Origin of the sequence: Pseudomonas sp. JUb42 (assembly GCF_024807945.1) — a bacterium.
Classification (GTDB): domain Bacteria; phylum Pseudomonadota; class Gammaproteobacteria; order Pseudomonadales; family Pseudomonadaceae; genus Aquipseudomonas.
Genome location: NZ_JANUFD010000006.1, coordinates 111,597 through 136,607 on the forward strand (window position 1 = coordinate 111,597; position 25,011 = coordinate 136,607).

Below are 25,011 nucleotides of genomic sequence, written 5' to 3' on the forward strand. Positions count from 1 at the left end.
GCACATCCATTGCCTTACCTCACGAGCCTGGTTCGTCAGGCATCACGGTCGCGCAACAGCGTCTCGGGTCATCGACAACACCACGGTCTGTTCAACCCCGTCGACCTCCTCAATCATGAAGATAAGAAAGCTCACGATGACGTATCGGTCGCCGGCAGTGGTGACTACTATGGAATAGCCATGCCGCTCTTCTAATGCTGCCGCGTCATCGGTGACGATCGTGTCACCGTTTTCAAATCGTTTTCGGGAGTCGAAGAAAATTGCTGCTTTGAAACCCAAACCGCAGGGACGGGCGTCTAGCAAATACCCGTGAACTTGGCCCTCGAAACTGAGCTTTGTGGCCTGGATCAATGAAGCTGGAAAATGCACTGAAAAAACCTCTACTCGCCCGCTTCAAGCTATTCAAAGCGTGACCACAAACTGGTTGTTGAAATCGACCTCTTCCCCTGGATAACCTCTTGGATTGGACACAAATCTGATTCCGTTGATCGTCTCATCGACAGCCACGTGAGTATGTCCAAAGATCCAGAGGTCAATTTTCATATCCAGGAATTCCTGCCAGTTGTTGCCGTAACTTGCCCTCAGATGCGGATGCTTTCCGTAGTCCGGCACAAAGTGCATCAATGGCGGGAAGTGAGTCACCACAACCGTTTTTCCCTCGAACGGTCGCGCGAGCTCGCGGTGCAGCCACATACGAGACTCTTGCGCGACCTTGCGAGTCTGGTGGGGCACGAGCTTTCGATACTGCGGCTCTACGCGAATGACTTTGTAGTCGTTCATGAGCGCCCGAGCCTCAAGCATCGCCAATGGCGCATTCCCGGTACCTTCAAAATCAGCCCATCCGGTACAACCCAAGAAGCGGACACCGTCTATCACAAGCGTGCGCTGCTCCAGGAATTGAACATGGGCAGCCTGAGGGTTATTCAACTGATTGAGCGTTTTATTCCAACTCGATTTGTAAAATTCATGGTTCCCGGCTACGAGAAGTGTCTCTTTTGAAAAGTGGTCGCAAGCCCAACTGGAACTTCGGCCTTTGATGTTGATGTCCCCTGCCAAGATCGCAACGTCATACAGGGCGGGGTCGGGCAGCTCGATGGGCTGGAACTCGACATGGAGATCCGACATTACGAGAAGTCGCATGAGTCAGGCCCCGCCTTGATGGCATGTAACTGCACGCCCTAGCCCACATAGCTGGTCTAAGCACATGCCTACAATGAGCATGATCCTCATGAAAAAAGAAACAGGCATCTCACCCTCAATTTTCAGTGGAGATTAACGATGGACATGACCCCTGAAGATTGGATCTCTTTCTCTGACCAGGGCCCATCAAAATGTAAAGGGTCTTGCTCATTTCAAACCCATAGCTGTCGGTGAACGACCTTTGGAAAGCTGACCGAATCCAGCTCTCCAATCTGCCACCTGTTCGCACTATGGGCAAAGACGCTGGACGCGTAGAGCACGCATGGTTGCACCCGTCGCCAGCAACAGATTCGCGGTACTCGTTGGTCACCTCTATCTCGATCAGCATCCACTCCCTAACGATGCAGTACGGCTTCGCGACTTGTTGTCCTATTGCATGTTCACCAAACCTCAACAATTAGGTAATAGCTAAATCTCATGCTCCCGCGATCTACAAGCTCAGCTGTGAAGGGGGGGCGAAACCCAAGCGTCATAGCGCCATAGCTTTCGATTTATTGCTGAATTGACTCGCCCGAAGCCATCCACAGCACAGCGCTGAATCAGTCACACACATCCACCGACTGCACGGTTTACGGGTAAATTGATCCTGGTGCGGGAGGCATTCCCCCGCCGCCGCAAAGCGCCAATTCCAAGATCCGTTGGACAGAAGAGCCAAGAAAATGGGACGGGCCAACACCACCGTGAAACAGCCGCACCCCACCAGTCCGGCAATGATTACTATATACGGTAGAAACGGACTATGCAACGTGGCTTTATCCTCCCCTTTGAGGATCGCCCATGACCCTGAAGCTTGCGTTTGCAGCTGTGCTGCGAGTTCTTCGCAATCGGAAAGGGCTCTCACAGGAGGGGTTGTCCGAGGCAGGCACTCGTACCTACTTCGCAAAACTCGAAAAAGGGGAGTCTGGTATCACGCTGGACAAGCTCGACCTGCTCAGCAAGGCACTCGGCACCAGCCCTCTGACTCTGCTTGCGCTCACGCTAGCCATCCGTGAAAACGAGCCTCTTGAATCCATCCTGAGCCGGCTCACCGCCGAGCTTTCAGAGCATCAGCAAGCCGGTTTGTTGGAAGTGCTCAAAGCGCAACTCAAGGATGACGCTCTGGTAGTGCGTAAGCCCGGCAAGCCAGTCGACGAAACCAGACTGGATCAAGTGCGCCTTCTCAAGATCGAGGGTTTGACGCAGAAGCAGATCGCCGAAAAATTGGGGCTGCCCAAGCAGACAGTGCACGACTTGTGGCATCGAGAATCCGATGCATAGGGCGCTTGGTCATACAAACCAAGAGGGAATTTTCTAGAGCATGGATAGCAGAGTATGAGATGGAGCAGGTATCGGATTGGCTGGCGGGCAATTATCACAGCGGTAGTCTTTCTATTCGCGCTGCTCCAAGGTTTTTCGACGATCGTTGGGCCTTGGGCAGCTTACTTCTTCGCCCCTAGGTCATCCGATAGCCTGAACCCAAAACTGCTGGGCATGTGGCATGAGAAATTCCAATACCCCGAACCCAATGGAGTCGCCAGCTTCGAAGGCACTATCGAATATTTTCGCAACAAAACATACCGAATCAATGGCCTACTGAAGAGCACTGTCTTTGCTCCTTCATCATCTACCACAGAAACCACAAGCTATAGATTCGATGGCAATGGAGAATGGCAAGCCACTGATGACGAATTGGAAATCAAGTTGCTGGATGTGCAGGTTCGAGTGGCCAACAAATCGCTCACCAACATGAGCGTCCATGGCCTCTCACCCAGTGCTGAAGAATCCGCGATTGAGCGAGGTCTGCTGCTAGCCAGGTCTCAGCGCTATGACATTCGCAGCGCGAAAAAAGACGAAGTCGTGCTGGAAACAGGTGGTCTTCTCGCGGACAGCTTTGTCATCAAAATGAATCGTACCAAACAGATGTACATGAGGTAGCAGCGCCCCACTGCCACTCCACCCTACCCGTCTGTTGTTTTTGTTGGAAGCGCCCCATTGTCTGAACAGCTCGTCAAATCTCCGCTTGAGTGGATCGACGTAACCATCAAGCTACTCCCCTACATCGGCGCGTTAGCGCTGATGGCCTATGTGATGCTAAGAACCAATGCGATGTTCTATGTGGTCTACCGATGGCATCAGCTGCTCGGGGCGACGAAAGACTTCAACAGCAAATTTGCGCAGCGTGTGTGGGCAGATCATGAAGACCTACAGCGCTTCAATCTGTGGTTCGGACTGCAACTCAAGACCTCCAAGCACATGACCAAGCTGCTTTCGTGGCTGCAGCAACATGAGCTAACTATCGAAGAGCTGTGCCGGGCACGTCGCTACTTCGATGCAAACGAGCTTGCCTTCAGAATTCCCTCAAAACTCCGGCGCAGAGCTGTGCGAACCATGATGCAGTGCACAGCAGGATTTCTGCTCTTTTGGGCCTACGTGTTCACGCAAACTCCCTATGCGCTGCTCACGGTCAAAAAGACACATACCTCGTTCTGGGTTCAGCCAAACGAGGCCTTCAATGGCGCTGGCACTTGGTTGCCGTGGGACAGTGATGCCCAATGGACGGTAGACAATCAATACTGCCTATTCTCAGATGGCCTGGATCCGTTCAAAGATCAGTGGGACAAAGACGTTGTCTGCAGCCTGGTGCTGGGCACCTACAACCAAAAAATTGAAGACATCATCGGGGAGCAGTGGGCGATTGGGATGTTGGCGGGTGGTGCCGCAATCCTCTGTATCTTCTTTCTCGTGTTCATCATGGTTCGTGAGACAAACGCCACGGCTCTGGAGAAAAGAGTTGCCGAGTCAGCGGGGGGCGTTCGGTAGATTTACGTCCACCCGATCAGTTCGCTTTCACCGTCAGCTGTTTGGCAAGCCAGCTGGTTGAATTTCCTCACGCGGTGCGAGCCGAGAGGACGTGGGCCGGCTACCTGCCCGCGTCCGAAGATGTCATCGTGCGATACTTGGCCCAGTAAGCAGACAGCATGCCGTCAGCACCCTCAAACAGAGCAAGCAATACCCACTCGATGAGAAGAGGGTTTGTACCCCCGGACATCTGCCAAATACTGGGGGCGAGAGACTATTCGACGCGCCGTTAACCGTACCTTGGGCGTGGGTTGCAGTGGTACGAACGCCGGAAGTGCCGCGACAGGGTTGTTGCGGTAGATCGGCAGCCACTTGCGAATAATTGGTGTTGATGTCATGGCTGATGGCGACACTTGAAATTAACGTACCCGGTTGCAGGCATTCCTGCACGGCATGGGGCTTTGAAGGGCTTCGGTAAGAGCTTCGTTGGCGCATGTGAACCCTGGCGATAAGAGTGATCGCGTCCGCTAGAATATAAGCGGACGCGATCGCCCTTAATGCTGCAGTTCGGTAGGTGCGTTCTCCAGGCGCATACAAGGCTTTGGTGCTCCGGACGCCTAGAGGCTTTTCACTCCCCGCCTCCGATCATGTCGCATTTCGAAAGCCGGCCTTCGGGGGGGGGACGTGGCTGGGGTGAGACGATTCTTGAGCCAGATAATGGGGAAGCCAGAGCGTGCTAGCATCAGCCACTCTTTCACTTGACGTGTGGCGCGTCTTGTTTAGCTTGCTGCATTGCAGTTTCATCTACTTCCAATACGCGAGAGAAAAAAATCGTACTCTCGGACATTGGCCTTGGGAAAAGTTGATAATTCAAGTGATCGACGATGAACTTCAGTTGAGGTGGAAAAGCCAGATAGTCGAGCAGCTCTTGAGCGGTGGGACGCTCGCCTGACCACAGTCGATGAATGACCTTCCTGATCTTTTTCTTGCCATTTTTTTTATGAGATTCGGAGATGGTACTTTCGGTCAAGAACTTGCTGAGCGCCGAGTAATCGGAAATATGAACACCGTCAATCGGCTCCCTAGAGTAGGGGAGCGAGTTCAAAATCATCGGAACCAAAGTTAAGTCTTCAAGTTTTTTGCCGAACAGCGACTCTATAACCTCTGGACGGGCTCGCAAACCTTGCTCCAAACGCTTAACCTGCTTGACGGTGTCGGTGATGAATTTGCTGTATCGCAGGGCCGGGACTGCATGATTCCCGGACAACAGATTGTTTTTGCACTCAACCAAAAACAATGTGTCATCCATTATAAACAGCGCATCGTACTCATACTGAGCACCGTCGATGTTGAATTTAGCGGGTTTGCATGGGTAGCCGAGATCCCCGAGGAACGACACAACCTTGTCCTCAAAGCCTTTGCCTTTCTTGTCGACTTGAGTTTCAAGGGAGCCCAGCCTAGAGAACAGGACGTTGGGCACATTGCAGCTGACAAGGATTTCGGCCAGAAGAGAGTATTGGTCATCCTGCGATCGGATCAGTGGTGAGTCATACAGGTCACGGCTGTCAGTGCCGAAGGTCAGGTGGTCAATCAAAGTGGCAACGACTGATTGGGGAATCCGGTAATCAACCAGACCTTGTTCCAGCTCTGCTTTATCAAAGGTGACTAGGCCGGAAGCCGACGTTTTTTCCTTGGCTTTGGCCATGAGTTTCAACGCGCAGTAGCCACGTACCCACTCACGCAAAGTAAGGCCATGATGGCGATCTTGGTCAGAGAAAACATCGAACGACAGTATCTCCGACAGCGTCGTTAGAGTGACGCCCTCATCCTCGGATACGAAAGGTGCCCCCGAAAGATCGGGTACTTTCGCCCCCTTGGCCATGACAGCCTTTCGCAGGGTTTTACCTTGCAGAAGGCTATTAGAGTTCTGGACAGCCCAGGCATGCTGGCGCCGATTTGCCAGGAAATCATACACCTCATCTTCGGAAGGCGCGCGGTGAAAGAAAATGGGGTCTGGAAACTTTTTATAAATGGCCTCATCCAGCTTGGTACGCGGGATGCCCAAGGTTTTCATATCACCGATTTGTCCCCCGAAGAAAAGTGTCCTATTGCCGATATCCTCCAATGCGTTCCATGACACCGCAAAAAGCTGGATGCTTCCCGCTTTATACCGATGCTCATCGGTGGTCTGCACTTTCGTCGGGGCAGCGAGCTTGCCATTGAGCAACAGTTTGTGCTCAAAGGCCATCATTTTCAGGGTCAAGCTGAGTGTAGTGGCAGCGTTTGAGTAGGCCGCATCAATATTTACCTCTATACCCTCTGGCGTCTTGACCATTAGCGCTTCGGGCATAAGAAATCGCCGTTCGGCTCGGGCCTTGGCCTCCAACGCTACCATCGCTTTTTTGCTCAGAGCCTTCAGCTCTTTAAGCTCCCCAGCTGCGCGTTCGATGTGGCTCCAGAACTGGATATCCGCCGGATAACTGGAGATCTCACAGAGAGGTAGATTCGCACGTATCTGGTCGAAGCACTGCTCGATGATCTGTATTTTTTCGTTCAGGTCTTGAGCATACGATTGTGCTTCAGGGTGCCGATCCATGGAAGTGTCGTTCAGAAGCGAGGAATAGAACTGATTTCGCTTCTTGCGATCCGCCCGCATCTGGAAGCCACCTGGCTGTGCCATCTTGCTAGCGAAGCCTGCTGTAACGTCATCTGAATCGAGGTTTTGCAGCGCTTCAGTCGCTCTTTTGAGATCAAGCTTGTCTAGCGCATCTTTGAATTGTTTACGAGGATTGTGTTGTTCGGCACTCATGAGTCTTCCTTAACTTCCTATCATTCTGGGCACGCCGCAACCACTGTAAAAGCCCGTGCCATTTGGTGTTTCCGATAAATTTACACAACGGGTACGTGCAGTGGCGTATAGCCCTTGGGCTGGAATCACTTTTCCGGCGTGTCTTGTGAAGCAGCATGCGCGACTTAACTTTATGCTCGCTAAATGTCCTGCAGAGAGTACCCCGTGTGGAGAACTGGAGCACAGCCCCAACTCAGTCGTTTCCCTGCGCATGCTCATATCTGCGACCCTTTGCATCCCAGCGTTGCTGCAAACAGTCGTCACGATCACGTTACTGTAAGCGCACGGGGATTACATCTTACACGGGTCAGTCAGCCATCCACTATGCGGCGGCAACGCCTCGATCTCGCTGCCCTTCTACGTCGGCAACCGCAGCAGCACATCCTTGAGATACGCGTACGGATTATGCCCATTCATGCGTGCCGACTGGATCATGCTCATGATCGCCGCTGCCCGTTTACGGCTGCGCAGCGATCCAGCGAAGAGCCAGTTGGAACGGCTAGGCTCCCATGGCCTGATCGTATTTTCGACCGGGTTATGGTCGATGGGCACCGCACCATCATCCAAGTTCGAATACACGATGTCGCCCAACCGCCTTGTCGCGGTAAGTCGACAGCCACATAAGGATGACGTTGGCGTTAATGCCGTGCCGCAGGGCCACGCTGGCAATCGACACATTAGCTCAGGCATTCCTGGACAACCTGGGCCTTGAAGGGTTTGGGATAGGTGGTGCGCTGCCGCAGGGTGTTCCTCGAATCAAGGGCGATGGTGCCCACGTATTTTAGGTGGATACCATCACCCTTGATCTGGGGATTCTGAAGCGTGTTCGGCAGACGCTTACCGCATGACTACATTCTGCATTGACCATGTTCAGATCGATTCAATGAAGGGGCAGCCCGCTTAGAGAGATGCGCTAATGCCCGCCGCAAACATCAGCTTATAGGTTCAGATGTGAGAAATTTTCCGAAAGAACCAGACAGCCCGCAATCACTAAGATTGGCCTGCCGCAGGTCAGCGCCTTCAAGCCTTGAGGAAAAGAAATCTGAGCCACGCAAGTAAGAGCGGCGCATGTCGGCCCCAGCGAGATTTGCCCTTGTGAAGACGCCTTCATACACATGGATGCCTGGCCAAGTTGCGTACATACCGTCCATGTGCATAAACCGGCAATTCTCCAGATTTGCTCCAATGAAATCCGTGGTCAGCTCTGCCCACACGGAATTGAAGACACTGTTGGGCGCGTGCAGGCCTGCAAAGCTGAGACTTTCAAATTCCACTACAGTGTAAAGATGGTTATGCAGTTCTTGGCTGAAGTGAAACTGTTCGAAAGAAACCCCTCGCTTGCGGGCTACAAAGCCGATCGACTGGCATTTGTCCGCAGCCTCGATCAAAACGTTCAGTTGGGCATGGAAAAGCTCAGGCGTATAGAGAAGCCTGACGGGCTGCTTCCAGCTGCCATTTGAACAATTTCTTTCATAGTAAGCCGCGCATGCCCTGCCCTCCTTCGAGACATCGTTATAGTCGATCCCCATTTCTCGGGCCGTGATTTGAAGCCAGTGATTCAACTTGAGTTCACCGGCAGTCTGCCGTTTGAGCAACGAAAGCGCAGCAGAACTCACCGGCCGTATTGGATGAGAGGAGCGCTGCTTAGCGATATATCGAATGTGCTGGTGAAGCTGAGATTCGAGAAACTTCATGACAATCCCTCATCAGGTAATGGCGTCCTAGTCTCCACCACCTGAAAAAGGAAAGGGTGAGGGTCTTGCACACAGCGCTGGCGCGATTGCTTCACAGGATCTAGGACTGAAGGCCGCCAGGATGGCCCGTCGTGGATCCTCCGAAAAAACCCTTCAAAAGTCAATCCTACGCATACCACTGCCCGGCGACGACATTAGTCGATAGCGGTAGCATCGTCAGCACCCAAAAAATCGAGCCGAAGATATGCTTCGATCACTTGAGTCTGACTTGGAGACATCCCGGGCTGAGTGCGTAGCGCTTCGACGAGTGTCCGTGCATGATCACGACCAGTGATACGGTCTAACGCTGCCGAGGGAACATTAAGCACCCGTCTAGATACCCTGTCACCCTGCACTTCTAAAGAACCTGTGGAAACAGATCCCTCCAGAAAACGCAGAAGCAGAGGCGGATCGCTGAGAATCGGCTGGTATCGATCTCGTAGATGCTGCTCCCCCATCACCTCCACCAATATGTGGATCAGCAATTGCTGATCATCAAAATCGAGCAAGTCCTGCAGGCTCATCTGCATCACCTGCGTCGCCAAGCGCTGTTGCAAGTGCTGTACCGCAGCGACGTCTAGCCCCTCCATCTCCACTGCGTGAGGCAAATCGGTTCGAAGCCTTCTAAGTAGATGGCTTGCAGCCGGGATTTCTCTTGCCTGAATTACCGCTGAATGCAAAGCCTCTGCTCGTAAGGCTGGCGGGATGATACCTAGTAGGTGCTGAAGCGTGCCTGTGATCCGCCAACTGTTTGGCATCGAAAATGAGCCAGCTTCGTCTGCTTCAGTGAGCAAGCTTTCAGGGACACTGAGGATTGCGGACAGCAGCTCACCGGCACGCTCATGGGCAGTGTCGCTGGGCAGCCTGGCGATGAAATCTAGGAGCTCCCTTGCTTTGGAATGCCCGTCCTGGCGTCGGATTTTTTTTAGATCCAGCCATGCATCAGCGAATCGCCCGACGTCAGGTGCAAGCGCAATCAACTCATCGGCTTGCGCTCGGCTGAGGATCGTATCGGGGACGCCGAAGCTGAAGTACACCGGATGAAACTCCGCGCAGCTAAGGTTCATGTACCGAAAGCCATCGTAACCCCCGTAGTACTGGCGGTTGAATGCGGCGTCAATTTTGGGAAACATCCGGCACATTAAGGCACGCACACCTGAGCGCCTGAACTCACAGACCTCTCCCAACCATGCCTCATGAAAAGCGGATACCGGTCTCAGATCCTCACTCATGCCAGGTGCACCAGTGAACATTCCGGGGTGTTGTCGAATCTTCTGATAAGCGATTGGCTCGAACAGACGCAGGAATTCTAGAGCGACGAAATCGACCCAGTTCACTTCGCCGACCACAGCGGGAAACGTAACGCGCAGGATGTTGAGGATTCGCACGATGTCACGCGGCTTTTGCAGATACTGCTCGAGGCCGTCAAAGAAAACATTCTCGAAGTAGCGAGGGGCAACAGCGGGCACCGCCATAGCACTGAGTAATTTATCGAGCTCTTGGGAAAAGTGTGCATTGAGCTGCGCCTGGGAGATGGTGGGCAGATCGAAAGATGCCTGGACGATTTTTTCCAGATACGCCTGCCCGTCCGCACTCACTGCCTTGCCAATGGCCTCAGCGACAACGTCCCGGTCGAAGGAAAGCAGATAGATGACATTGGGGAAGTCACCCAACGCCTTAACCACTTTAAAGACCTCCATCATCTCTGACGGTGTCAGTCGGTCGATATCGTCAACCAGGATGAGAACGCGACGATTCGCCTTTGCTAAGGCACCGCTGATCTTTGCTTTAGTTTTAGGGACATCTACCGGCTTGCGCCCGAGGAGTTTCAGAAGCGGCGTGAGTACCTTGTCTAGCCAAGGAATGCTAGTCGAGTAGGCAACTGCCTTGGAGAGCATGCCCGCGTATTTCGCCAGCGCGTCTCCCGCATCCCGCAATGCTCCGCTTTCTCCGCTGAGCGCTTTGTGAAACTGAGTAAGAAGCTGACCAGCCAATTGATCCCGCCCGTTGAACCACCACGGGTTGAACTCCACGACCAGGGTCTTATGATCATTCTGCTCAGCCAAGTTGAACTTGATGAGATTCATGAGACTGGACTTTCCGCTGCCCCAAGGGCCGTTTAGAGCCATTACTACGCCGGTGGGGCTCGGGGTCTTGCGAATTGCATCGGTGAGAGCTTTAGCGAATGGATAGTACCCAAAGGCATCGTCATCAGGAGCAATGACAGCGCGATCAGCGTCAAGACTGCGCTGCGTGGACTCGTTTGGACAAACTGCCTCATCAACCCCTGTCATGTGTCTCTCTCCCAGCCCTCGCATACACGATGCCGCAGCACAAAAGAACCTACGTTCTCTGATTCACCCCGCTATGCCAAGTGATTTTCATGGCCGGATCGAATTATGAGTTGCCAGCTAATACTGCACTTGGAGATCACTGAGGCACGTGGCGCGAGCGGCTGGACGAAGCGCCAGCGGTGGGCCTCGGGTTAAGCAGCGTCTTTCGAGCCTTCTGACAACGAATACGAGGCGGCATCTTGTGACCTTTGATGCCCACGGCTTGCCGTCAGGTATCATGATGGCCTGTTGGGGCCGGCGACCCCTATGGTTATCAGGAGCTGTTCGTGCTGCAGATCAATACCGGTAAGCTGTATGCAACAGGGATTGGAAGAACCAACCAGCTTAGGGGCGTGCTCTACACAAATTTGAAGCTGCCTTGGCGCGATGACATAGTCACGAAAGTCGGCACGCTGCGCAGTACCGACGGTAGGACAGGCAGCCAGGCTTTGGTCTATGAACTGGAAGAGCATATTGAACAGGGCGAGGATGCTCCGGGAATCTTGGTGTCCCACACCGTCCAGTCCTACATGCAGGACTTTTCAGCCGTGGCCTCTTTTGCGCTCAATGCGATCGTAACGCCCGATCATGAACTGACGGCTCAAATGACCAACGGATCGCCGGGGTTGAGCTCCTATCACCCTCCTTCGCAGTTCCTTCGACGTTGCTTCGACTCTGAGCTCTACGTCCACCAATCAGATGCTCAGGAGCTAGTCGATTTTTGTGAACAACTGGTTGGCCTTGAGCGTCGTCTGTATCTTGGCGCGATGCGGGCAATCAAGACGTACGTGTCAGGCGTCCATCGCATTCGAGACGATCTGGGGCTTGCCTACACCTTGATAGTCTCCGCTATAGAATCGCTAGCACAAGAATTCGATGGCTACAGTTCGGCATGGAACGATGTTGACGAGCGAAAACGGGACGCCATTGATGCGGCACTTGAATCGGCAGATCCCGTCGCCGCACAAGCTGTCAGGGGCGCAATTTTGGCCTCGGAGCACCTTTCGCTCGGGCGCCGATATCGAGAGTTCGTGCTGAGTCATGTCGACGAGAGCTACTACCGAACGGGTGACGCTCTGGTTGGTCATCCCATTGCTCAATGCGAGCTGGTTGAAGCCTTGCGGCAGGCTTACACCTTGCGGTCAAAGTACGTCCATCAGATCCAGGCGCTTCCGCACGAGCTGACTCTTCCTCATGGCCACTCCGAGGTGAGCTATGTCAACCGGCAGCCGACACTTACCTTCCAAGGGCTTGCCCGCCTGACTCGTCATGTAATCAGATCCTTCGTCCATCGAGGCCCTAAGCTGGAACAGGAGATCTATGATTACAGCTTGGAACGATCGGGCGTCGTGGTGATGCAGTTGGCACCGCAGTATTGGGTAGGACATCCTTTAAGCTCTCCCAAGGAGGCGCCTAGACGTCTGGAAGGCTTCCTTCAGCAATTGGCAGCTGTGGAAACTCATAGTGCAGATGCTCAAATGACTGATCTGCGCCCAGTGCTCGCCGATATCGAACGCACCGTTGCGCAGGCACCCAAGCGTGATCGCCACGCTATGGCAGTCCTTCACATTTTGTTCAACATCAGCGTTCCTGAAGAGTGTCGATCGCCCAACTGCGACACAGTGCATGAAGCGCTACAACAGTATTTAGACACGTTGTCAGCCGAAGCCCTTGTGCTGCTGTGCTATGCCATCGATCCTGCAGAACTGTGGGATCTGCAAGTGCACCGCGAAGGCCACGACGACTTTTTCAAAAAGCGATCAAAGCCCAGCGGCTTACAAGTACCTAGGCTTTTCGAAGCGGCTATCAGTCTCACCCTCGCCGAGCGCTACCGCAGCGTGGGCGATATCGAGCAAAGCAGGGCTCTACTCGCTTTCGCCGTCAACAACTATCCTGGTCATGCAGGACTACTGGCCGCCGAGCATACATTTATGGGGGACGAAGCCTTGAGCTGGCGCAAGATCCTGCTTCCGAATGCGGTCGATGTCCCAAGGGAAGATGCTCAAGAGGCCCCAACGGAGAACGGGATTCCTCAACAATAATTTTAGATGCGTCGTCATGACTCAGTGATGCTTGGTACGACGGTCTTAGTCTCACAAGCCCGGAGCATCGGAAAAGCCGTCGTTCCGCATAGCGCTCGTCGCATGGCCGCCCTCGATCAACTCATTCACCTGATGTTGATTGAGGCGCCATACCGTAAAGCAGGCTGCACCAACGGCTCGTATTCGGTGTTCGATATGGGGTATGTGCCGCAGGGGCGACTTAGGTGTAAAGGGGTTGTTGGATCAAGTCTGAGGCTGAGCATTGAAATCAGCTTGCTTGTACTCAGCATTCCTGGCCAACTTTACTGCAGGCGGTAGATCGCTTTACTAGGCATATCGGCGTGACATAGCGTCACTCGTGGGCATGCAGGGCGTCCAAGATTGGCATGAAAGCGCCGTCTGGAGATAACGAGCGCTGGTGATGATATGTCCCTACCTTCAGGTGATGTCTCGACTCGACATCGCCGGATAACATTCAATAGCGAGCCCGCGACATTAGCCCGGCTAAATTGAGCAGCTACTCGTACCTCCAGTACCTCAAAGCTCCCTCCAAGCAGCCAAAGCGTCAGCCCCGTACTCTCTCTTCCATTCCTTCAACCGACTATGATTCGATCCCCGGGTTTCTACAACCTCACCTGTATGGGGGTTGCGGTAGCGCCTTAGCGTCTTAGCAGTGGAATTCGCGACTGAAGCCAACTTATCTTCTGATAACAGAACTTCAAACAACTCATCTACAAGAGACGGTGCGGCAACTGATGTAGCCGGTTTTAACAACCGCAGAACATCGGCGGCAGTGTAGTTGTATTGAGCTTTAAGAGCCACGAGCTCCTGATAAAAACGCATGTCTTTCTCGAGGTCTGAGCTATTTTCGAGTTTTTCGATCTGCTCAATGTGGGATATGTAATCCAGTATAGCTGTCATTGGTTCCCCCCTTGCCGTAATCAGCATTGAGATGCGCGCTGTGTTGACAATTAACTTACCCAGCCAGTGCTCAAATCTGGTTTACCATCATGCTTAACATCGCTCAGGCCACCTCATCTTTAACTCTGTCGGCCTGCACAACCTCCGACGGCCTACGATCATGTGGAGTCTTTGGCGAGTTGCGCTCAACACCGACATCTGACGACCTCAGATCAAGTTTGTCCTCGGGTTGTATACGATTGAAGAGTCGCAAAATACCTTTGTGACCATGAGCTTCATGTTCGTGAATAAGCTTTAGAATCCGTACCACTTCATCATCTGTATAGCCATATCGCTGGATCAAGTCGTCGAGCTTGCCGCTAAACTCCCGATCAAGACGGTAGTTGACATCGCTAGTCTCGAGCTTGCGCATCTCATCCGCGACACGGGCCAGCAGACTCTGCAGCTGCAAGTATTTCACGAACGGATGTGGTCGACTCATGATTGCTCACCATGTTTTTGGCCTGATTTGAGTGTAGCGCAATGCCCAGCTTGCTTAAAGACGTTCACGGCTTTTGTCCACTTTGAAGCAATAAGGTCTGCAAAATCAGTAAGTTGCATCGCAAACCTGCCACTCTGTCTAGGTATTGCCCCCACTACATGGCGAATTCTGGCCTGATCATGAGCCCCTTGGCGCCAAGCAATCTGAGGAAACACTAAAATCGCTCATAAAAATCAGAGAGATAGGGACATTAACTCCTCTACTGCAACAATCTCACATGTTGCATACGGACGCCGAAAATGGTGCCACTATTAGCTTGAAGCCTATGCCAAGCTCGCATGTTGTCAATTTATGGCAAAATCGTGCAAATGCGGATTTAAGATTTAGACACCTCGCGCCCATCGTTTTGACCACGTAAGAAAGGCGAACGGCGCGCGTGCAACCGCTCTATACTGGGTATCTTGAGGCGGTCGAGAAATCTCGATTTTTGCGTATATTGTCAGTGCTCAACACCTCGCCGCCTCAATGCAGCCGCTTGTGCCGATGTCGTCGTCCGACCGCCGGATATCACGATCATTCGACTCGAGGCAAGCCCTACCCGATCCGATGGGCGTGGGCATCCTCACGGCGACCTACACAGACCATCACTCCACGCATCGAAACACACTAATGGACAGGGTTGCGTTCAACCATAAATTCATTATTAAGCCTTTATAGGTAACCTATCCAATTGCGACTCCCTACTGGGTAATGTGCCCAGAGTGCGTGCTTTTTCAATACCTGGCAATTTCAAAGATCCTGGATCTATAAAACCTGCCTGCAATGAAATGCATTCTTATCAGGTTATCTATAAGCCCTTCACGGCACCTGACCTGTAGCACGTTGCCGTGGAATTTAGATTTCGGATTTGGCCTTTGACTTTGAGTGGGCTGGAGAGCTGGAGTTAAGCGTGATTTATACGTTAACTTCGATCTCGGATAACGGTGCCCATCAACTCTTATTAAACAGCCATTCCAGATGCAATAGATCTCCCGCAGGCAAACTTGCTACAGCGCTTCCCCAGACAGCAGTTAGATGATAGCGCTGGAAACATAGAGCCATCAGTTTGAGCTCGTCGCGATTCTTTGGAAACAGGGCCTCAGTAAAATGTAACTCTCGACGAAGCAAGTCCATCTCGCTCTCTGCCAAAAGATTGAAGGCCGTTCCGAGCAATAAATACCCGACTGCGAGTGAGCGCGGCGCCGCCGTCTCGATATTTTTGACCATCTGACTCACGGTAGGCTTGCAGTACCTAGGAGTGTCTAGCTTATCTCCCCTCATTCCTTTGAAAAACCACCGAGCGACGCCGCCATCACTAACGAGGTTGGGCTGATACAGGAAAAATCCGAGTATGAAGTACAAGCAATATTTCGACGGATGCTGCACAGAAGGTGTCGCGGGTGAGTTCGCTACCCAGTCTTGGATACGTCGCACTGCTCGGCAAACCCTGGTCTCATTCGAAGCCGATTGGTAACCGGAGCTGTGCCGAGACACTAACCCAACCCCATGATCAAAATGCCCGTTCAACGTCTGCTGTATATAGGCCTGCCAAGCACCGGCTGGCTTGCTCAAATGCCCTTTTTCCAGCTGTTGAAGAAGAACAGGTTGCCGATGTTCCGTGCAGACCGCCGCGCCACGGTCACGCCATGACCGCCTTAGCGCTGGGGCTTTCATCCCCATGACGTCGTCTGCCAGGCACTGAGCACAATAGCGGCGATTATCATGCTGCGCCGTTGCATTGGCCGGCAGCGTAAAGCGCTCAGCCAGGTGAACAGCCAAAGGTCTGGGGAAGACGTTCAGGAACGACTCAGATCGATACAGATCGTCGTACTCCAACTCTTTGATGGTCATGCCCATTGTTCGTGATCGTGAAGTCCCGAGAAGCGCGTTAGGATCCCAAGGTCGCGTCTGGCCATCTTGTTCATCGAGTGCTGATGGCCTCGCCCAAGGAGCCTCGTAGGCGCCCTCCCCAGCTGACAGCTTTGAAGATTCATTTTCCAACCGCAGCAGTCCCATACACCAATCTAGAAACCCTTGGTGGATCATGGAAGCTTGACCGGTGTTCGCGTTTCGATCGAGCCACGACCCTAATGTCTCGTCGTAAATAGGTGCCAGAAGATTCTGAAAAAGCTTCCGCTTTTTGTGGATAGAGCCCTGGGTCGTCTTGTTGCATGCGGCCGACATCGTGCTAGTCCGAATCGCGGCGGCTTCCCAGGCGTGTGTCTCGGGAGATCCCGAAGTATCGCCCACCGATGGCGTGACGATCGACTTCGCGGGCTCCAGCGGCCTGATTGACCTCGTGAAGCTTTGCTGCATGGCTGAGTTCATCTCGCCCTTCGCGATAATCGATGCCTTGGGCCCCGTGTGCACGTTTAGTGGCATATCAAGCGCAAGCTCTAGCTGAATCTCCATCTGGTGCACCACTGGAGGGCCAATGGGCAGTAGCAGTTGCAGCCCGCCAGAGGTTGCGGTCGGATAGGGCGTCCCCTCGCCATCATGGTCATCCATCGTTGGAAGGGCCGAAATATCGACTTTCAACGGTGAGCCATTCCCCCCGATCACCGCCTCAGTTAAGGCAGTTTCCATTCCAACGTCCCGACGAACCTTATCTCCAGCAGTGGCTTGCTCTGCTATTTCAACAGCCACCAGAAGCCCTTTGAGCACTGACACGGTGTTCCCGATCAGCCCCTTGGTATGTTCGTGCAACATCTGAACATTGATGCCCTGCGCCGTCAGAGGTGATTGTTTGAGTGCCATAAAGGACGCCGCACCGAGTACAGCCTGCTCCGCAGCAAGCGCCGACTCGCTGGAAGAAAGGATCGGGAGTTCGTTCAGCTTGGTGTCGGCGGCTAGAGGTGCGCTTTCGGAAGCAACGAGTCTCTCGTGGGTTTCCGGCGTTTCCGGCGTTTCGGGGATTTCGGGGGTTTCAGGGTTGTTGACGGTTTTGGGAGACGTGCGTGCCGATACCGTAGCATTAGCTTCTGGAAGATATGGAGGAAAACGGTGTCCTTGATTTGCGGCGATCACGTCTCGGACGAAGGTAAGATATGAGCGATCGCAGCTCATTGCCTCAAGGTCGAAAAACGTCACTTCTATACCCATAGCCGTGGCTTTATGGCCCACAGCCGTCAGCGGGTCATGCAGGCCGCAAAGCACTACACAATGACTGTAAGGCGGTTGCGTCAGAGCCTGGATCGAATCGAAAATCCCTTGAACTTTGGGCTGGTGTTTATGAAAAAAGTCATGAGCATCCTCGCAAATGACAGCCTCGTAACGCCTAAGCTGCATGGCCGCTTTATAGTGGCGCTCAACGCGTCGGCCCGAAGTGAGTGCGGCTGAAGGAGGCAAGCCCAAGGATTTCAGGACGTGGGAAGAAAAAACAAAGTCGGAATTGAATGGCATTCTCGGGACATAAAGCGTGCGCGCCTGCCTGCTGTCGAGCAGCGCTCGGAGACGTGAGGCGAAGGCACTGGTACCCGCCCCCGCCTCGCCTCGAACAATGAACAACCTGCCCTGTGCCCTATCTCCGTTCTGATTGATTAGCGCGAGAACGCGGTCGAGCGGCGCTTGGTTTGCAGAGCTGATAATCCAGCGTCGGCCCATGTTGATTTACTCAAGGAAACAGGGCAGTCGAGCTTCCAAACAGCTGTCCAGCAGCTCTTCGTCGATACATTCGTGCTCCAGTTCGATTGCCAGCTTGGCGGCACTGATCAGTGCCCGGACAATATCCCGGGTACTCGCCTGGCAATTGACGATGAGCATTTCCTGGATTTCCGGAGTGTCTAGTATGGACGGCTTGCGCAGTGGAATGAATCGAACAAATGCCTTGAGAAAGCGAGAAAAGTCTTCTCCTTCGGCGCTCCATTCGGGTACCTCCCACACCCCGAACCGAGAGCGCAATTGGGGATCCATCCCCAAGTAGGCCTTGAGCTCGTCAGTCCCAGCCACGACCAAGCTAATGCCAAAGTCACGATTGGCCATCGCGCGCAGGTATGTGTAATTGGGTTGCAGGAGCATGTTTTTCACGCCAGCCAACGCATTGCCTTCATCAAGAATGCAAACCGCAAGGTGCATTTGCTTGATCCTTTCTGCGATGCGATTGATACCGCTTGCAGTGCAAAGCGATTTGACTGATTCCGTAAACCCTAAACGGCTCAAGAAGATCTGCTGAAGGTCAATGAAGCGGCCATACTCAGACAGATCGATATTGAGAATTTGGGTGGAGTCAGGCGCGTTGAGCCGTGCCTCAACCTGCTCAATCATCTTCGTTTTACCGATCCCGCTGATTCCAATCAGCGCCATGCAGGTTCGGCTGCCCATGCGGGTCGCCTTGACCATCCGCTCGATGTCGGAGATAAAAGTCTGGCTGGTATTGGTTTTGATCCACACCGGGCTATCGCATAGCTGGATGCGCTCCGATGCATCAAGCATTGCCACCTGTTGAACCTTAGGAGCGAGGTGCGATAAGTCCATGGTTACTCCCCCTCAAATGGTTCAACGGGAACCGAGAAGTTGCGGGTGGCATCCTTACGCTTTTTCTTTGACCGCTCGTGATGAATCAGGAGCGCACCGTTCTTGTCAGCCTCGTTGATTTCGCGCTGCTTCCGCAGTGCAGGAATGTCAGCCAGAATGGCTTGCCTCAGCTGTTCAGAGCGTGCCAAGAATGCTTTCACCGCACGTTCGCCCAGCTTGCCTGCCCGCTTCAGATACTTCTGTAGGATCGCCTTGGCCGTCAGCGTACCAGTGGTCTTCTCGCAGCAAGGAACTTCGATCCACTGGCCTTCAAACCTTGCCAGGATACTCGACAAGTTCGCCGGATCGTATTTGACCCGAATAGGTTTGCCGATCATGTGACGCAGCAGGTTATTGGAGTAGCGGAAGCCGTTGACCTTGAGTCCGGTCTTGCTCATCACGGGGCGCTTTTCAGGCATGACCTCAATGATGAAGTTTTTCACATCGTGGACGTTGCGAGGAACAACAGGCCGGCCGTTTTCATCGCGCAGTGCTTCAAGCCAACGATCCCGAGGGGTCTTACCGTCCTCGCCTGCGGTGTCGTGGTATTCACACACCGCCAGCGTGAAGTATTGGATGAAATCCTCCAACGTCAGGACTTTGTGCTTCTCCGGGTTGTAGTCTCGATCCTTGCGAGTCCTGGACGCCGTTCCTCCAGGTAACATCTGAACGTACCCGATGTTTAGCGTGCCGAGCGCACGCTCACAGATACCGCCGTCTTGTTTTTGCGAGCGGTGACGCAGCTTGATGCCTTCTAGGGCGCAGGCAGCTACGAGATTTGCTGACCGAAACTCCCTCGCATTATCAGTCAGCAGCTCGTTGAAGACACCGTGGAACTCGTAATCGTGATCCTCCAGCCCCAAGCTCTTCATGAATGCGTCTTTGCTCAATACGGCATGCTTCAATGTGTGAGCAACGCTGCACAGGCTGGGGTAACGCAAGCTGACATAGAAGCCGAGGATCACCTTCGTCTTGGCACAGATGGCAATCGTGATCCATGGCCGCCCCACCGGGTGTTCGCGATCATAACGGCTGGCAAGGAATACGTCGGCCACGGTGTGATCGATCTGCACCTGCTCAAGAGGCCGGCTGAGTTCCCGAAACCCGTCCCGGAGTTTAAAGACGTCATCGGCGTGGTTTTTGCCATGCACCTGGACGTCCTTGCCATGCTCCGGAAGGTTATTCATCCGATCACATACCGTCTCATACGACGGCACGTCCTTGATCTTCAGTTCAGCGCAAACCGCCTGCACTCCCTTCCATACCGTACGGTATGAAGCGCCATGCCCCCGGTAGAGCCATACCTGATCCGCTATGATTTGCTCAACTTCTGGGGCTATCGTCTTGGTGCCTTTTTTGCGGCCCCGCTTTTTGCCTAAAAGACTGATTGGGCCAATCTCGGCATTGAACAACAGACGTATTTCGTAGTAGCGCTGCAAACTCAGACCGCACTCCTTCGCAGCCGCCTCGGCCGACAGCGTACCGGCAAACTGCTTTTCGATAATCTCGAAGCGATGGCGCGCCTTCTCTTTCTGTTCTGGGGTGAAGTCCTCTCCGAGTATCAATGCACGCTTCGCAGATTTCTCTGCAATCGTGGCCTCAGCGGCCCTGACTATCGTGTCATGCTCGACCGATTCCACTAGCGCCGGATTCACTAGCCTCAAGGTGTCATTGCGAAGATTTTTAAGGTGCAACTTGCGAGTGGGTGTGTCGATATCTTCAACGACCCAAAGTTGCCCTTCGAAGCTTACAAGTTGTTTACTGCCATCTGGGTTGGTATATGTGCCCATGGCACACCTCCAATTGACCCGTCGTCGCTCTCAGTGCGCAAGAGTTGCGATATCGGCGCGCTGTGACGTGCTGATATCGTGCTGCGAGTGGAGCGGCGTGCTGGTCGATAATTCCCTGACAATGCAAAAGTATGTTGCGCTGCCAGGGATTTGTGGTATTGGGCTATTCCGATGGAAAGCCCTCCGAGTGACTCACATGACCTTGGCGGGTCAATGGGTGATACCGCAGCACCTCACGCGAGAACAGGCAATCTAACCGCCGTGCCACCAACTGATATGACGGTGCTTTGATGCCGATTGCCTGGCACTCTGACCTGACAAGCTCCCAAAAGGCCCGCTTGCCAATGCTTTGCTTAAGTGAGGCCTGGAACGCGCGTTCCACTACCTCCTCCGTGTCGGGAGAGAACTCCAGAGGATCTTGGGCAAGTTCCATGATTCCGCGCAGCGACCTGGCGTCCAAGGACTTCATGTCCATCTGGACTTTGTGCGGCCACGGCTTACCAAGCTCCACCTCGTCAGTTTGCGCGAGTGTCTCTACTGACACAGGCGTGAGTACCGGCTTGGCTGAGTACGCAGTCATCGAGACCGGTTTGAACTCTGATTCACCTGAGTTGTTTACGCAGAGCAGGAGCTGGTCGGCCACTCTTAGGAATCTGAGTTTGGGAAGCAGTTGGCATGAAGCCGGGAGGCCTGGAAAATACTGGTTACCCGCAGTCCTCATGCTGAGGCTCAGAACTTTAGGGCCTCCGGTTTTCACGATTCTCAGCTTCGGTTGATGTTCATTAGCCATGATAAGCCTCATCAGTTTCGCTGTTAGGTAGAAGAAGTTGCCTAGGTACGGCATTCATCACTATCCGGTTTAAGCAAACTTCCTGATCAAGGCTATGTACATCCAACCATTAATGGCTTTACGCCATAACTGCCTCAAATTACATAGCCATGTTTGAGGTCTAGCATCTAAATTTTTGGCGTCAAACCAGAATAAATTCGTGAAATTAACTAGCTCATGAATTTCAAAGGGTTGGGTCTGAAAATTTTTGCTTGGTATGGAAATGAAATTACGAAAACACGCGGTTTTTTTTCGTGTTTTTTGTTCGGAGGGGGGATGGAGGCGGAAAATGGGGCGTTCAGGGGGGGGCGGTTTTTAAGGGCTGGTCACACACATAGCCCCAGCTGATTAACCCGATTCCACATGCCCTATCCCTGGCAACAGCTCAACCCGCCTAAGCGCCTGGCTTATGAAAACGATACTGTCCCTTGCCTCGATGCTTGGCTTCATACATCGCGGAGTCTGCAGCACGCATGATCTCTTCGACGCTGCTCCCGCTTTCAGGCAGACAGGCAATGCCTATGCTTGCGCCCAACAGGAAGCTGTCTTGGTCCGCTGCGACTTGCTTGACCAGTTTCTCGGCGACTGCAGCAACGTCCTCGCGGCTGTCAACGCCTTCAATGATGACTGTGAATTCGTCCCCGCCAATCCTCGCCAATCGGTCATACGGTCGTAAACACGCATGTAACTGAACACTTACCCAGCGCAAAGCCTCGTCGCCACGGTCATGGCCAAACTTGTCGTTGATCTGTTTGAAGCCATCCAGATCGAGGAATAACAATGCTCCCAGGCGCCCTGTGCGTTGATTACGCGAAATGGCGGCCTCCAATGCCTGCATGAATCCGCGGCGATTGAGCAGCCCGGTAAGCGGATCAGTGATGGTCATGACTTCAAGCTTGCGGTGCAGCTCTCGCACCGCTGACATATCCAGCGCCAGGACCGTCATGGCCTGCTGCCCGTCCGGCAACGGCGAGCATGACAAGGCAACCGGGATGATCTGCCCATCGCGACTGCGCAGATTGGCGTCGTGTAGACGAAGATTTTCGCCGCGCTGCAAGTGATCCAGCCACAGCGAGGTCTGCCAGCTCTCTTCATGAGGTGTTTCGATCCACGCCTGTAACTCTGTGCCCTGTAGTTCATCGCCGGCGCAACCGAGCATGCGCGTGATGGCCGGGTTGGCGAAACGGATCAGACCGTCGCTGTCCACAACCAGAATACCTTCGGCGGTATTGTCCAGAATCGAGGCGTTGAATGAGCGCTCGCGCTCCAGTTGCTCACTGGTGCGCAGCAGACTGCGCCGGTAATGATCATGCTCCAGTAGAATCCGTGCCTTATGCAGCAGCATGGTCGGATTCACCGGTTTGGTCATGAAGTCTACCGCGCCGGCTGAATAGCCTTGATTCAGCACAGCCTCGGTCTGGCGCATGCCCGAGACAAAGATGATCGGGGTAAACCGGCTATTGGGATCAGCACGCATTCGCCGGGCGACTTCAAAACCGTCCATGCCCGGCATCTGAACATCCAGCAGCGCCAGGCCAATTTTCCCGGTGGCCATGACTTCCAGTGCTTGAGTACCGGAGCTCACACAGCGAACGGTTCTGCCGAGTTCCTCAAGTAACTCCTGCATTTCCTCCAGGTTTTCTTCCTGATCGTCTACTACAAGAATTTCCAATACTTCTTCTTGCACTTGCAATGCGCACCTCCATGTTCATAAAACCCACTTGCCATCGGGCCAGTCGCTGGACAGATGCGAGCCAATGCCGCAATAGCATAGTACTGGATACGCTGGGCGTCGCCTTTTCGAGGTGACCTTAAGCCGGTTGCGCGCTCTGTACGAAATCAGTTTGCCTGACTACGCTTCTGATGCTGCTAAGCGAGCCAATCCCATCGCGTATGACCGTTGACTCCTGTCGTCTAGCAATTCCCAAGCGCCAACGGCGCAAGACGATAATGAGGAACGCCCCATGTCGCTGCATACCTATTCCGTTAATGATTTGCTCAACTCCACAGAACGCACCCAGGCGCTTTACAAACTGGCGGCCGGAGCCAGCGTGATCGTAGGCACCATCGCCTCGATATTTGCCTGGATTACCACGTACTGGGGAGCCTCGATAGCCTTGACGGCTCCGGCGGCCGTGGTGGTTTATTTGTTCATGGTCAGGCGGGTTGAACTCGATCTCTGGAAAAATAACCTGGTGCGTATTGTGCTTGGAATCTCACTGCCCAATATCAATGGTCGTTGGAAGGCGACTGTTCAGCGCCGCAATCGCAATGGGCAAGATCTGCAGGATTCGAATGACGGAGAAATGTATATCTTCCAGACCTGGTCAACACTGGGCGTGCAGTTTGAGACCGAGTTCACCTCCTCCCACAGCACCGGAGGTTTTTTAACCCAGGGCGGGCATCATTTGGTGCTGACGATTGAGTATCAAGCGGATCTGCGCGACCCATACAGAGATAATGTGGACATACAGGCGCATAAAGGGGTGTCGAAATTCAAAATCCCCATGAAAGATGATGGAGAGTTTGATCTGTTAAAAATCGAAGTGCCCTACTACACCGATCATAGGGAAACCGGGATGATCAAGCTGGAGCGCATACTGGTTGCGGACAGTTGAAACCGGCAATTAAACACCTCAGGACCGGGAGAGCGGCAGACCCGCCCTCCCCCTCATATGTTTTGCGGGCTTAATGCGGTCATTGATCAAAGCGCAAATCCACATAATCCACCGACGGCGGATCGCAAGGGTTGTCCATTTCCTGCATGCGCCAGAACTTGCGTGCGCCGGTGATCTTAAAGGTGTATTCGCCGTCGCGGACACAGGCCTTGCCCCCGGCGAGATAGGAAACCTGGGTGACGATGCGGCCCTTGAAGGTGAAAGTCTTGGCGCTGACCGAGGTGATGATGCCATCGACCATCAGCTTGTCACTCGTCTCGTTGGACGTTTGCTGACCGCTAAGGTAGAGCGTGCCGTTGCGCTCCTCCACCGTGCCCAGACCGGCTTTGTCCTTGTCCCAGCTAATCCATTGCAGGGTCATTTTGTGCTGTCCCAGCAGCTTTTTATAAGCGCCCTTGTCCTGGATGACGGTCGGCCCGGCGGGATCGGCAGCCAGTAGTACAGTGGAAGAACATATCAGTGCTGCGCCAAGGGCGAGCGCGAACTTGCCAATCATAAGCGGGGAATCCTTATGCTTTGATGATGGAGCCGGTTCAGTCGTGGGTTATCACCCCGGTCATGGCGGTGAACTGACTTTGTCGATTGCGTAATTTATCGAGGACTTCAACGGGCGTCGATTCCCGGAACACCACCATGTGACCGACTTCACTGCCACCTTCGGTGACCCGTTCGATATCGTTGATCATCCAGGTCTTCAGCTCTTCGAGCGTGATGCCCAGTTCCTGCGCCACTCGTTGCTTGAAGCGTTCAGCGTCGTACTGGTTGAATTGATCGTTGTTCATCAGGGGGCTCCTGCCTGGCTTGTGAAGTTAAGGCCACGTTGAGGC

General features: G+C 53.5%; 20 protein-coding genes and 1 pseudogene. 5 read left to right on the top strand and 16 right to left on the bottom strand.

Going from position 1 to position 25,011, the window contains the following annotated elements; genetic code table 11:
- Positions 1 to 42: 42 nt before the first annotated feature.
- The 3 genes from M2401_RS13565 to M2401_RS34505 form a co-directional block, all read right to left on the bottom strand.
- Complete coding sequence (locus M2401_RS13565) at positions 43 to 369, bottom strand: hypothetical protein (protein ID WP_192131621.1); 327 nt, start codon at positions 367 to 369, stop codon at positions 43 to 45.
- Between the two features lie 33 nt (positions 370 to 402).
- Positions 403 to 1,140, bottom strand: a complete 738-nt coding sequence (locus M2401_RS13570) for a metallophosphoesterase (RefSeq protein WP_259103487.1) — start codon at positions 1,138 to 1,140, stop codon at positions 403 to 405.
- Positions 1,141 to 1,255: 115 nt separating this feature from the next.
- Positions 1,256 to 1,597, bottom strand: coding sequence for a DUF6957 family protein (locus M2401_RS34505; RefSeq protein WP_409033926.1), 342 nt, complete (start codon positions 1,595 to 1,597; stop codon positions 1,256 to 1,258).
- A gap of 380 nt (positions 1,598 to 1,977) precedes the next feature.
- Between M2401_RS34505 and M2401_RS13575 the strand changes: the two genes are divergently transcribed.
- From M2401_RS13575 to M2401_RS13585, 3 genes are read left to right on the top strand one after another with little or no spacing between them, the layout of a single operon-like run.
- Positions 1,978 to 2,457, top strand: coding sequence for a helix-turn-helix transcriptional regulator (locus tag M2401_RS13575; RefSeq protein ID WP_192131620.1), 480 nt, complete (start codon positions 1,978 to 1,980; stop codon positions 2,455 to 2,457).
- A gap of 54 nt (positions 2,458 to 2,511) precedes the next feature.
- A complete protein-coding gene (locus tag M2401_RS13580; RefSeq protein WP_192131618.1) occupies positions 2,512 to 3,114 on the top strand; it encodes a hypothetical protein in 603 nt (200 codons plus the stop codon).
- Between the two features lie 57 nt (positions 3,115 to 3,171).
- Positions 3,172 to 3,999: a DUF6216 family protein gene (locus tag M2401_RS13585; protein WP_192131616.1), complete on the top strand. Its 828-nt coding sequence runs from the start codon at positions 3,172 to 3,174 to the stop codon at positions 3,997 to 3,999.
- A 733-nt stretch (positions 4,000 to 4,732) separates the two neighbouring features.
- On the opposite strand, the gene M2401_RS13590 is transcribed toward M2401_RS13585, so the two are convergent.
- The 4 genes and pseudogenes from M2401_RS13590 to M2401_RS13605 form a co-directional block, all read right to left on the bottom strand.
- Positions 4,733 to 6,787, bottom strand: a complete 2,055-nt coding sequence (locus tag M2401_RS13590) for a hypothetical protein (protein ID WP_192131614.1) — start codon at positions 6,785 to 6,787, stop codon at positions 4,733 to 4,735.
- A gap of 330 nt (positions 6,788 to 7,117) precedes the next feature.
- Positions 7,118 to 7,471, bottom strand: a pseudogene (locus M2401_RS13595) (transposase domain-containing protein); the annotation flags it as partial.
- A 287-nt stretch (positions 7,472 to 7,758) separates the two neighbouring features.
- On the bottom strand, positions 7,759 to 8,520 hold the full coding sequence (locus M2401_RS13600) for a pentapeptide repeat-containing protein (protein ID WP_192131612.1): 762 nt from the start codon (positions 8,518 to 8,520) through the stop codon (positions 7,759 to 7,761).
- A 194-nt stretch (positions 8,521 to 8,714) separates the two neighbouring features.
- Complete coding sequence (locus M2401_RS13605) at positions 8,715 to 10,853, bottom strand: KAP family NTPase (protein WP_259103494.1); 2,139 nt, start codon at positions 10,851 to 10,853, stop codon at positions 8,715 to 8,717.
- Between the two features lie 326 nt (positions 10,854 to 11,179).
- On the opposite strand from M2401_RS13605, the gene M2401_RS13610 reads away from it, so the two are divergent.
- Positions 11,180 to 12,934: a hypothetical protein gene (locus M2401_RS13610; protein ID WP_259103495.1), complete on the top strand. Its 1,755-nt coding sequence runs from the start codon at positions 11,180 to 11,182 to the stop codon at positions 12,932 to 12,934.
- A gap of 537 nt (positions 12,935 to 13,471) precedes the next feature.
- Here the strand turns inward: M2401_RS13610 and M2401_RS13615 are convergent.
- The 7 genes from M2401_RS13615 to M2401_RS13645 all read right to left on the bottom strand — a co-directional run bounded on the left by M2401_RS13615 (position 13,472) and on the right by M2401_RS13645 (position 23,193).
- Positions 13,472 to 13,855, bottom strand: a complete 384-nt coding sequence (locus M2401_RS13615) for a histone-like nucleoid-structuring protein, MvaT/MvaU family (protein WP_259103496.1) — start codon at positions 13,853 to 13,855, stop codon at positions 13,472 to 13,474.
- Positions 13,856 to 13,958: 103 nt separating this feature from the next.
- On the bottom strand, positions 13,959 to 14,336 hold the full coding sequence (locus M2401_RS13620) for a hypothetical protein (protein ID WP_259103497.1): 378 nt from the start codon (positions 14,334 to 14,336) through the stop codon (positions 13,959 to 13,961).
- Positions 14,337 to 15,326: 990 nt separating this feature from the next.
- Positions 15,327 to 17,978, bottom strand: coding sequence for a TniQ family protein (locus M2401_RS13625; RefSeq protein ID WP_259103499.1), 2,652 nt, complete (start codon positions 17,976 to 17,978; stop codon positions 15,327 to 15,329).
- A 6-nt stretch (positions 17,979 to 17,984) separates the two neighbouring features.
- The gene (locus tag M2401_RS13630) at positions 17,985 to 18,848 is read right to left on the bottom strand and encodes a TniB family NTP-binding protein (RefSeq protein ID WP_259103501.1); all 864 of its coding nucleotides are present in this window, start codon (positions 18,846 to 18,848) and stop codon (positions 17,985 to 17,987) included.
- A 2-nt stretch (positions 18,849 to 18,850) separates the two neighbouring features.
- A complete protein-coding gene (locus M2401_RS13635) occupies positions 18,851 to 20,677 on the bottom strand; it encodes a Mu transposase C-terminal domain-containing protein (RefSeq protein WP_259103504.1) in 1,827 nt (608 codons plus the stop codon).
- A 163-nt stretch (positions 20,678 to 20,840) separates the two neighbouring features.
- Positions 20,841 to 21,467, bottom strand: coding sequence for a hypothetical protein (locus M2401_RS13640; RefSeq protein WP_259103505.1), 627 nt, complete (start codon positions 21,465 to 21,467; stop codon positions 20,841 to 20,843).
- 433 nt (positions 21,468 to 21,900) lie between these two features.
- A complete protein-coding gene (locus M2401_RS13645) occupies positions 21,901 to 23,193 on the bottom strand; it encodes a diguanylate cyclase domain-containing protein (protein ID WP_259103964.1) in 1,293 nt (430 codons plus the stop codon).
- Between the two features lie 277 nt (positions 23,194 to 23,470).
- Between M2401_RS13645 and M2401_RS13650 the strand changes: the two genes are divergently transcribed.
- Positions 23,471 to 24,124, top strand: a complete 654-nt coding sequence (locus tag M2401_RS13650) for a hypothetical protein (RefSeq protein ID WP_259103506.1) — start codon at positions 23,471 to 23,473, stop codon at positions 24,122 to 24,124.
- Positions 24,125 to 24,203: 79 nt separating this feature from the next.
- Here M2401_RS13650 and M2401_RS13655 read toward each other — a convergent pair whose 3' ends face one another.
- Positions 24,204 to 24,680 carry a hypothetical protein gene (locus tag M2401_RS13655; RefSeq protein ID WP_259103508.1) on the bottom strand — a complete coding sequence of 159 codons (477 nt, stop codon included), beginning with the start codon at positions 24,678 to 24,680 and terminating at the stop codon, positions 24,204 to 24,206.
- Positions 24,681 to 24,717: 37 nt separating this feature from the next.
- On the bottom strand, positions 24,718 to 24,966 hold the full coding sequence (locus M2401_RS13660; RefSeq protein WP_259103511.1) for a hypothetical protein: 249 nt from the start codon (positions 24,964 to 24,966) through the stop codon (positions 24,718 to 24,720).
- Positions 24,967 to 25,011 lie beyond the last annotated feature (45 nt).

Bases quoted from the DNA above. Each gene is read 5' to 3' on its own strand.
- M2401_RS13570 (WP_259103487.1), bottom strand. From the start codon at position 1,140: ATGCGACTTCTCGTAATGTCGGATCTCCATGTCGAGTTCCAGCCCATC.
- M2401_RS13575 (WP_192131620.1), top strand. From the start codon at position 1,978: ATGACCCTGAAGCTTGCGTTTGCAGCTGTGCTGCGAGTTCTTCGCAAT.
- M2401_RS13580 (WP_192131618.1), top strand. From the start codon at position 2,512: ATGAGATGGAGCAGGTATCGGATTGGCTGGCGGGCAATTATCACAGCG.
- M2401_RS13590 (WP_192131614.1), bottom strand. From the start codon at position 6,787: ATGAGTGCCGAACAACACAATCCTCGTAAACAATTCAAAGATGCGCTA.
- M2401_RS13600 (WP_192131612.1), bottom strand. From the start codon at position 8,520: ATGAAGTTTCTCGAATCTCAGCTTCACCAGCACATTCGATATATCGCT.
- M2401_RS13605 (WP_259103494.1), bottom strand. From the start codon at position 10,853: ATGACAGGGGTTGATGAGGCAGTTTGTCCAAACGAGTCCACGCAGCGC.
- M2401_RS13615 (WP_259103496.1), bottom strand. From the start codon at position 13,855: ATGACAGCTATACTGGATTACATATCCCACATTGAGCAGATCGAAAAA.
- M2401_RS13620 (WP_259103497.1), bottom strand. From the start codon at position 14,336: ATGAGTCGACCACATCCGTTCGTGAAATACTTGCAGCTGCAGAGTCTG.
- M2401_RS13625 (WP_259103499.1), bottom strand. From the start codon at position 17,978: ATGGGCCGACGCTGGATTATCAGCTCTGCAAACCAAGCGCCGCTCGAC.
- M2401_RS13630 (WP_259103501.1), bottom strand. From the start codon at position 18,848: ATGGACTTATCGCACCTCGCTCCTAAGGTTCAACAGGTGGCAATGCTT.
- M2401_RS13635 (WP_259103504.1), bottom strand. From the start codon at position 20,677: ATGGGCACATATACCAACCCAGATGGCAGTAAACAACTTGTAAGCTTC.
- M2401_RS13640 (WP_259103505.1), bottom strand. From the start codon at position 21,467: ATGGCTAATGAACATCAACCGAAGCTGAGAATCGTGAAAACCGGAGGC.
- M2401_RS13650 (WP_259103506.1), top strand. From the start codon at position 23,471: ATGTCGCTGCATACCTATTCCGTTAATGATTTGCTCAACTCCACAGAA.
- M2401_RS13655 (WP_259103508.1), bottom strand. From the start codon at position 24,680: ATGATTGGCAAGTTCGCGCTCGCCCTTGGCGCAGCACTGATATGTTCT.
- M2401_RS13660 (WP_259103511.1), bottom strand. From the start codon at position 24,966: ATGAACAACGATCAATTCAACCAGTACGACGCTGAACGCTTCAAGCAA.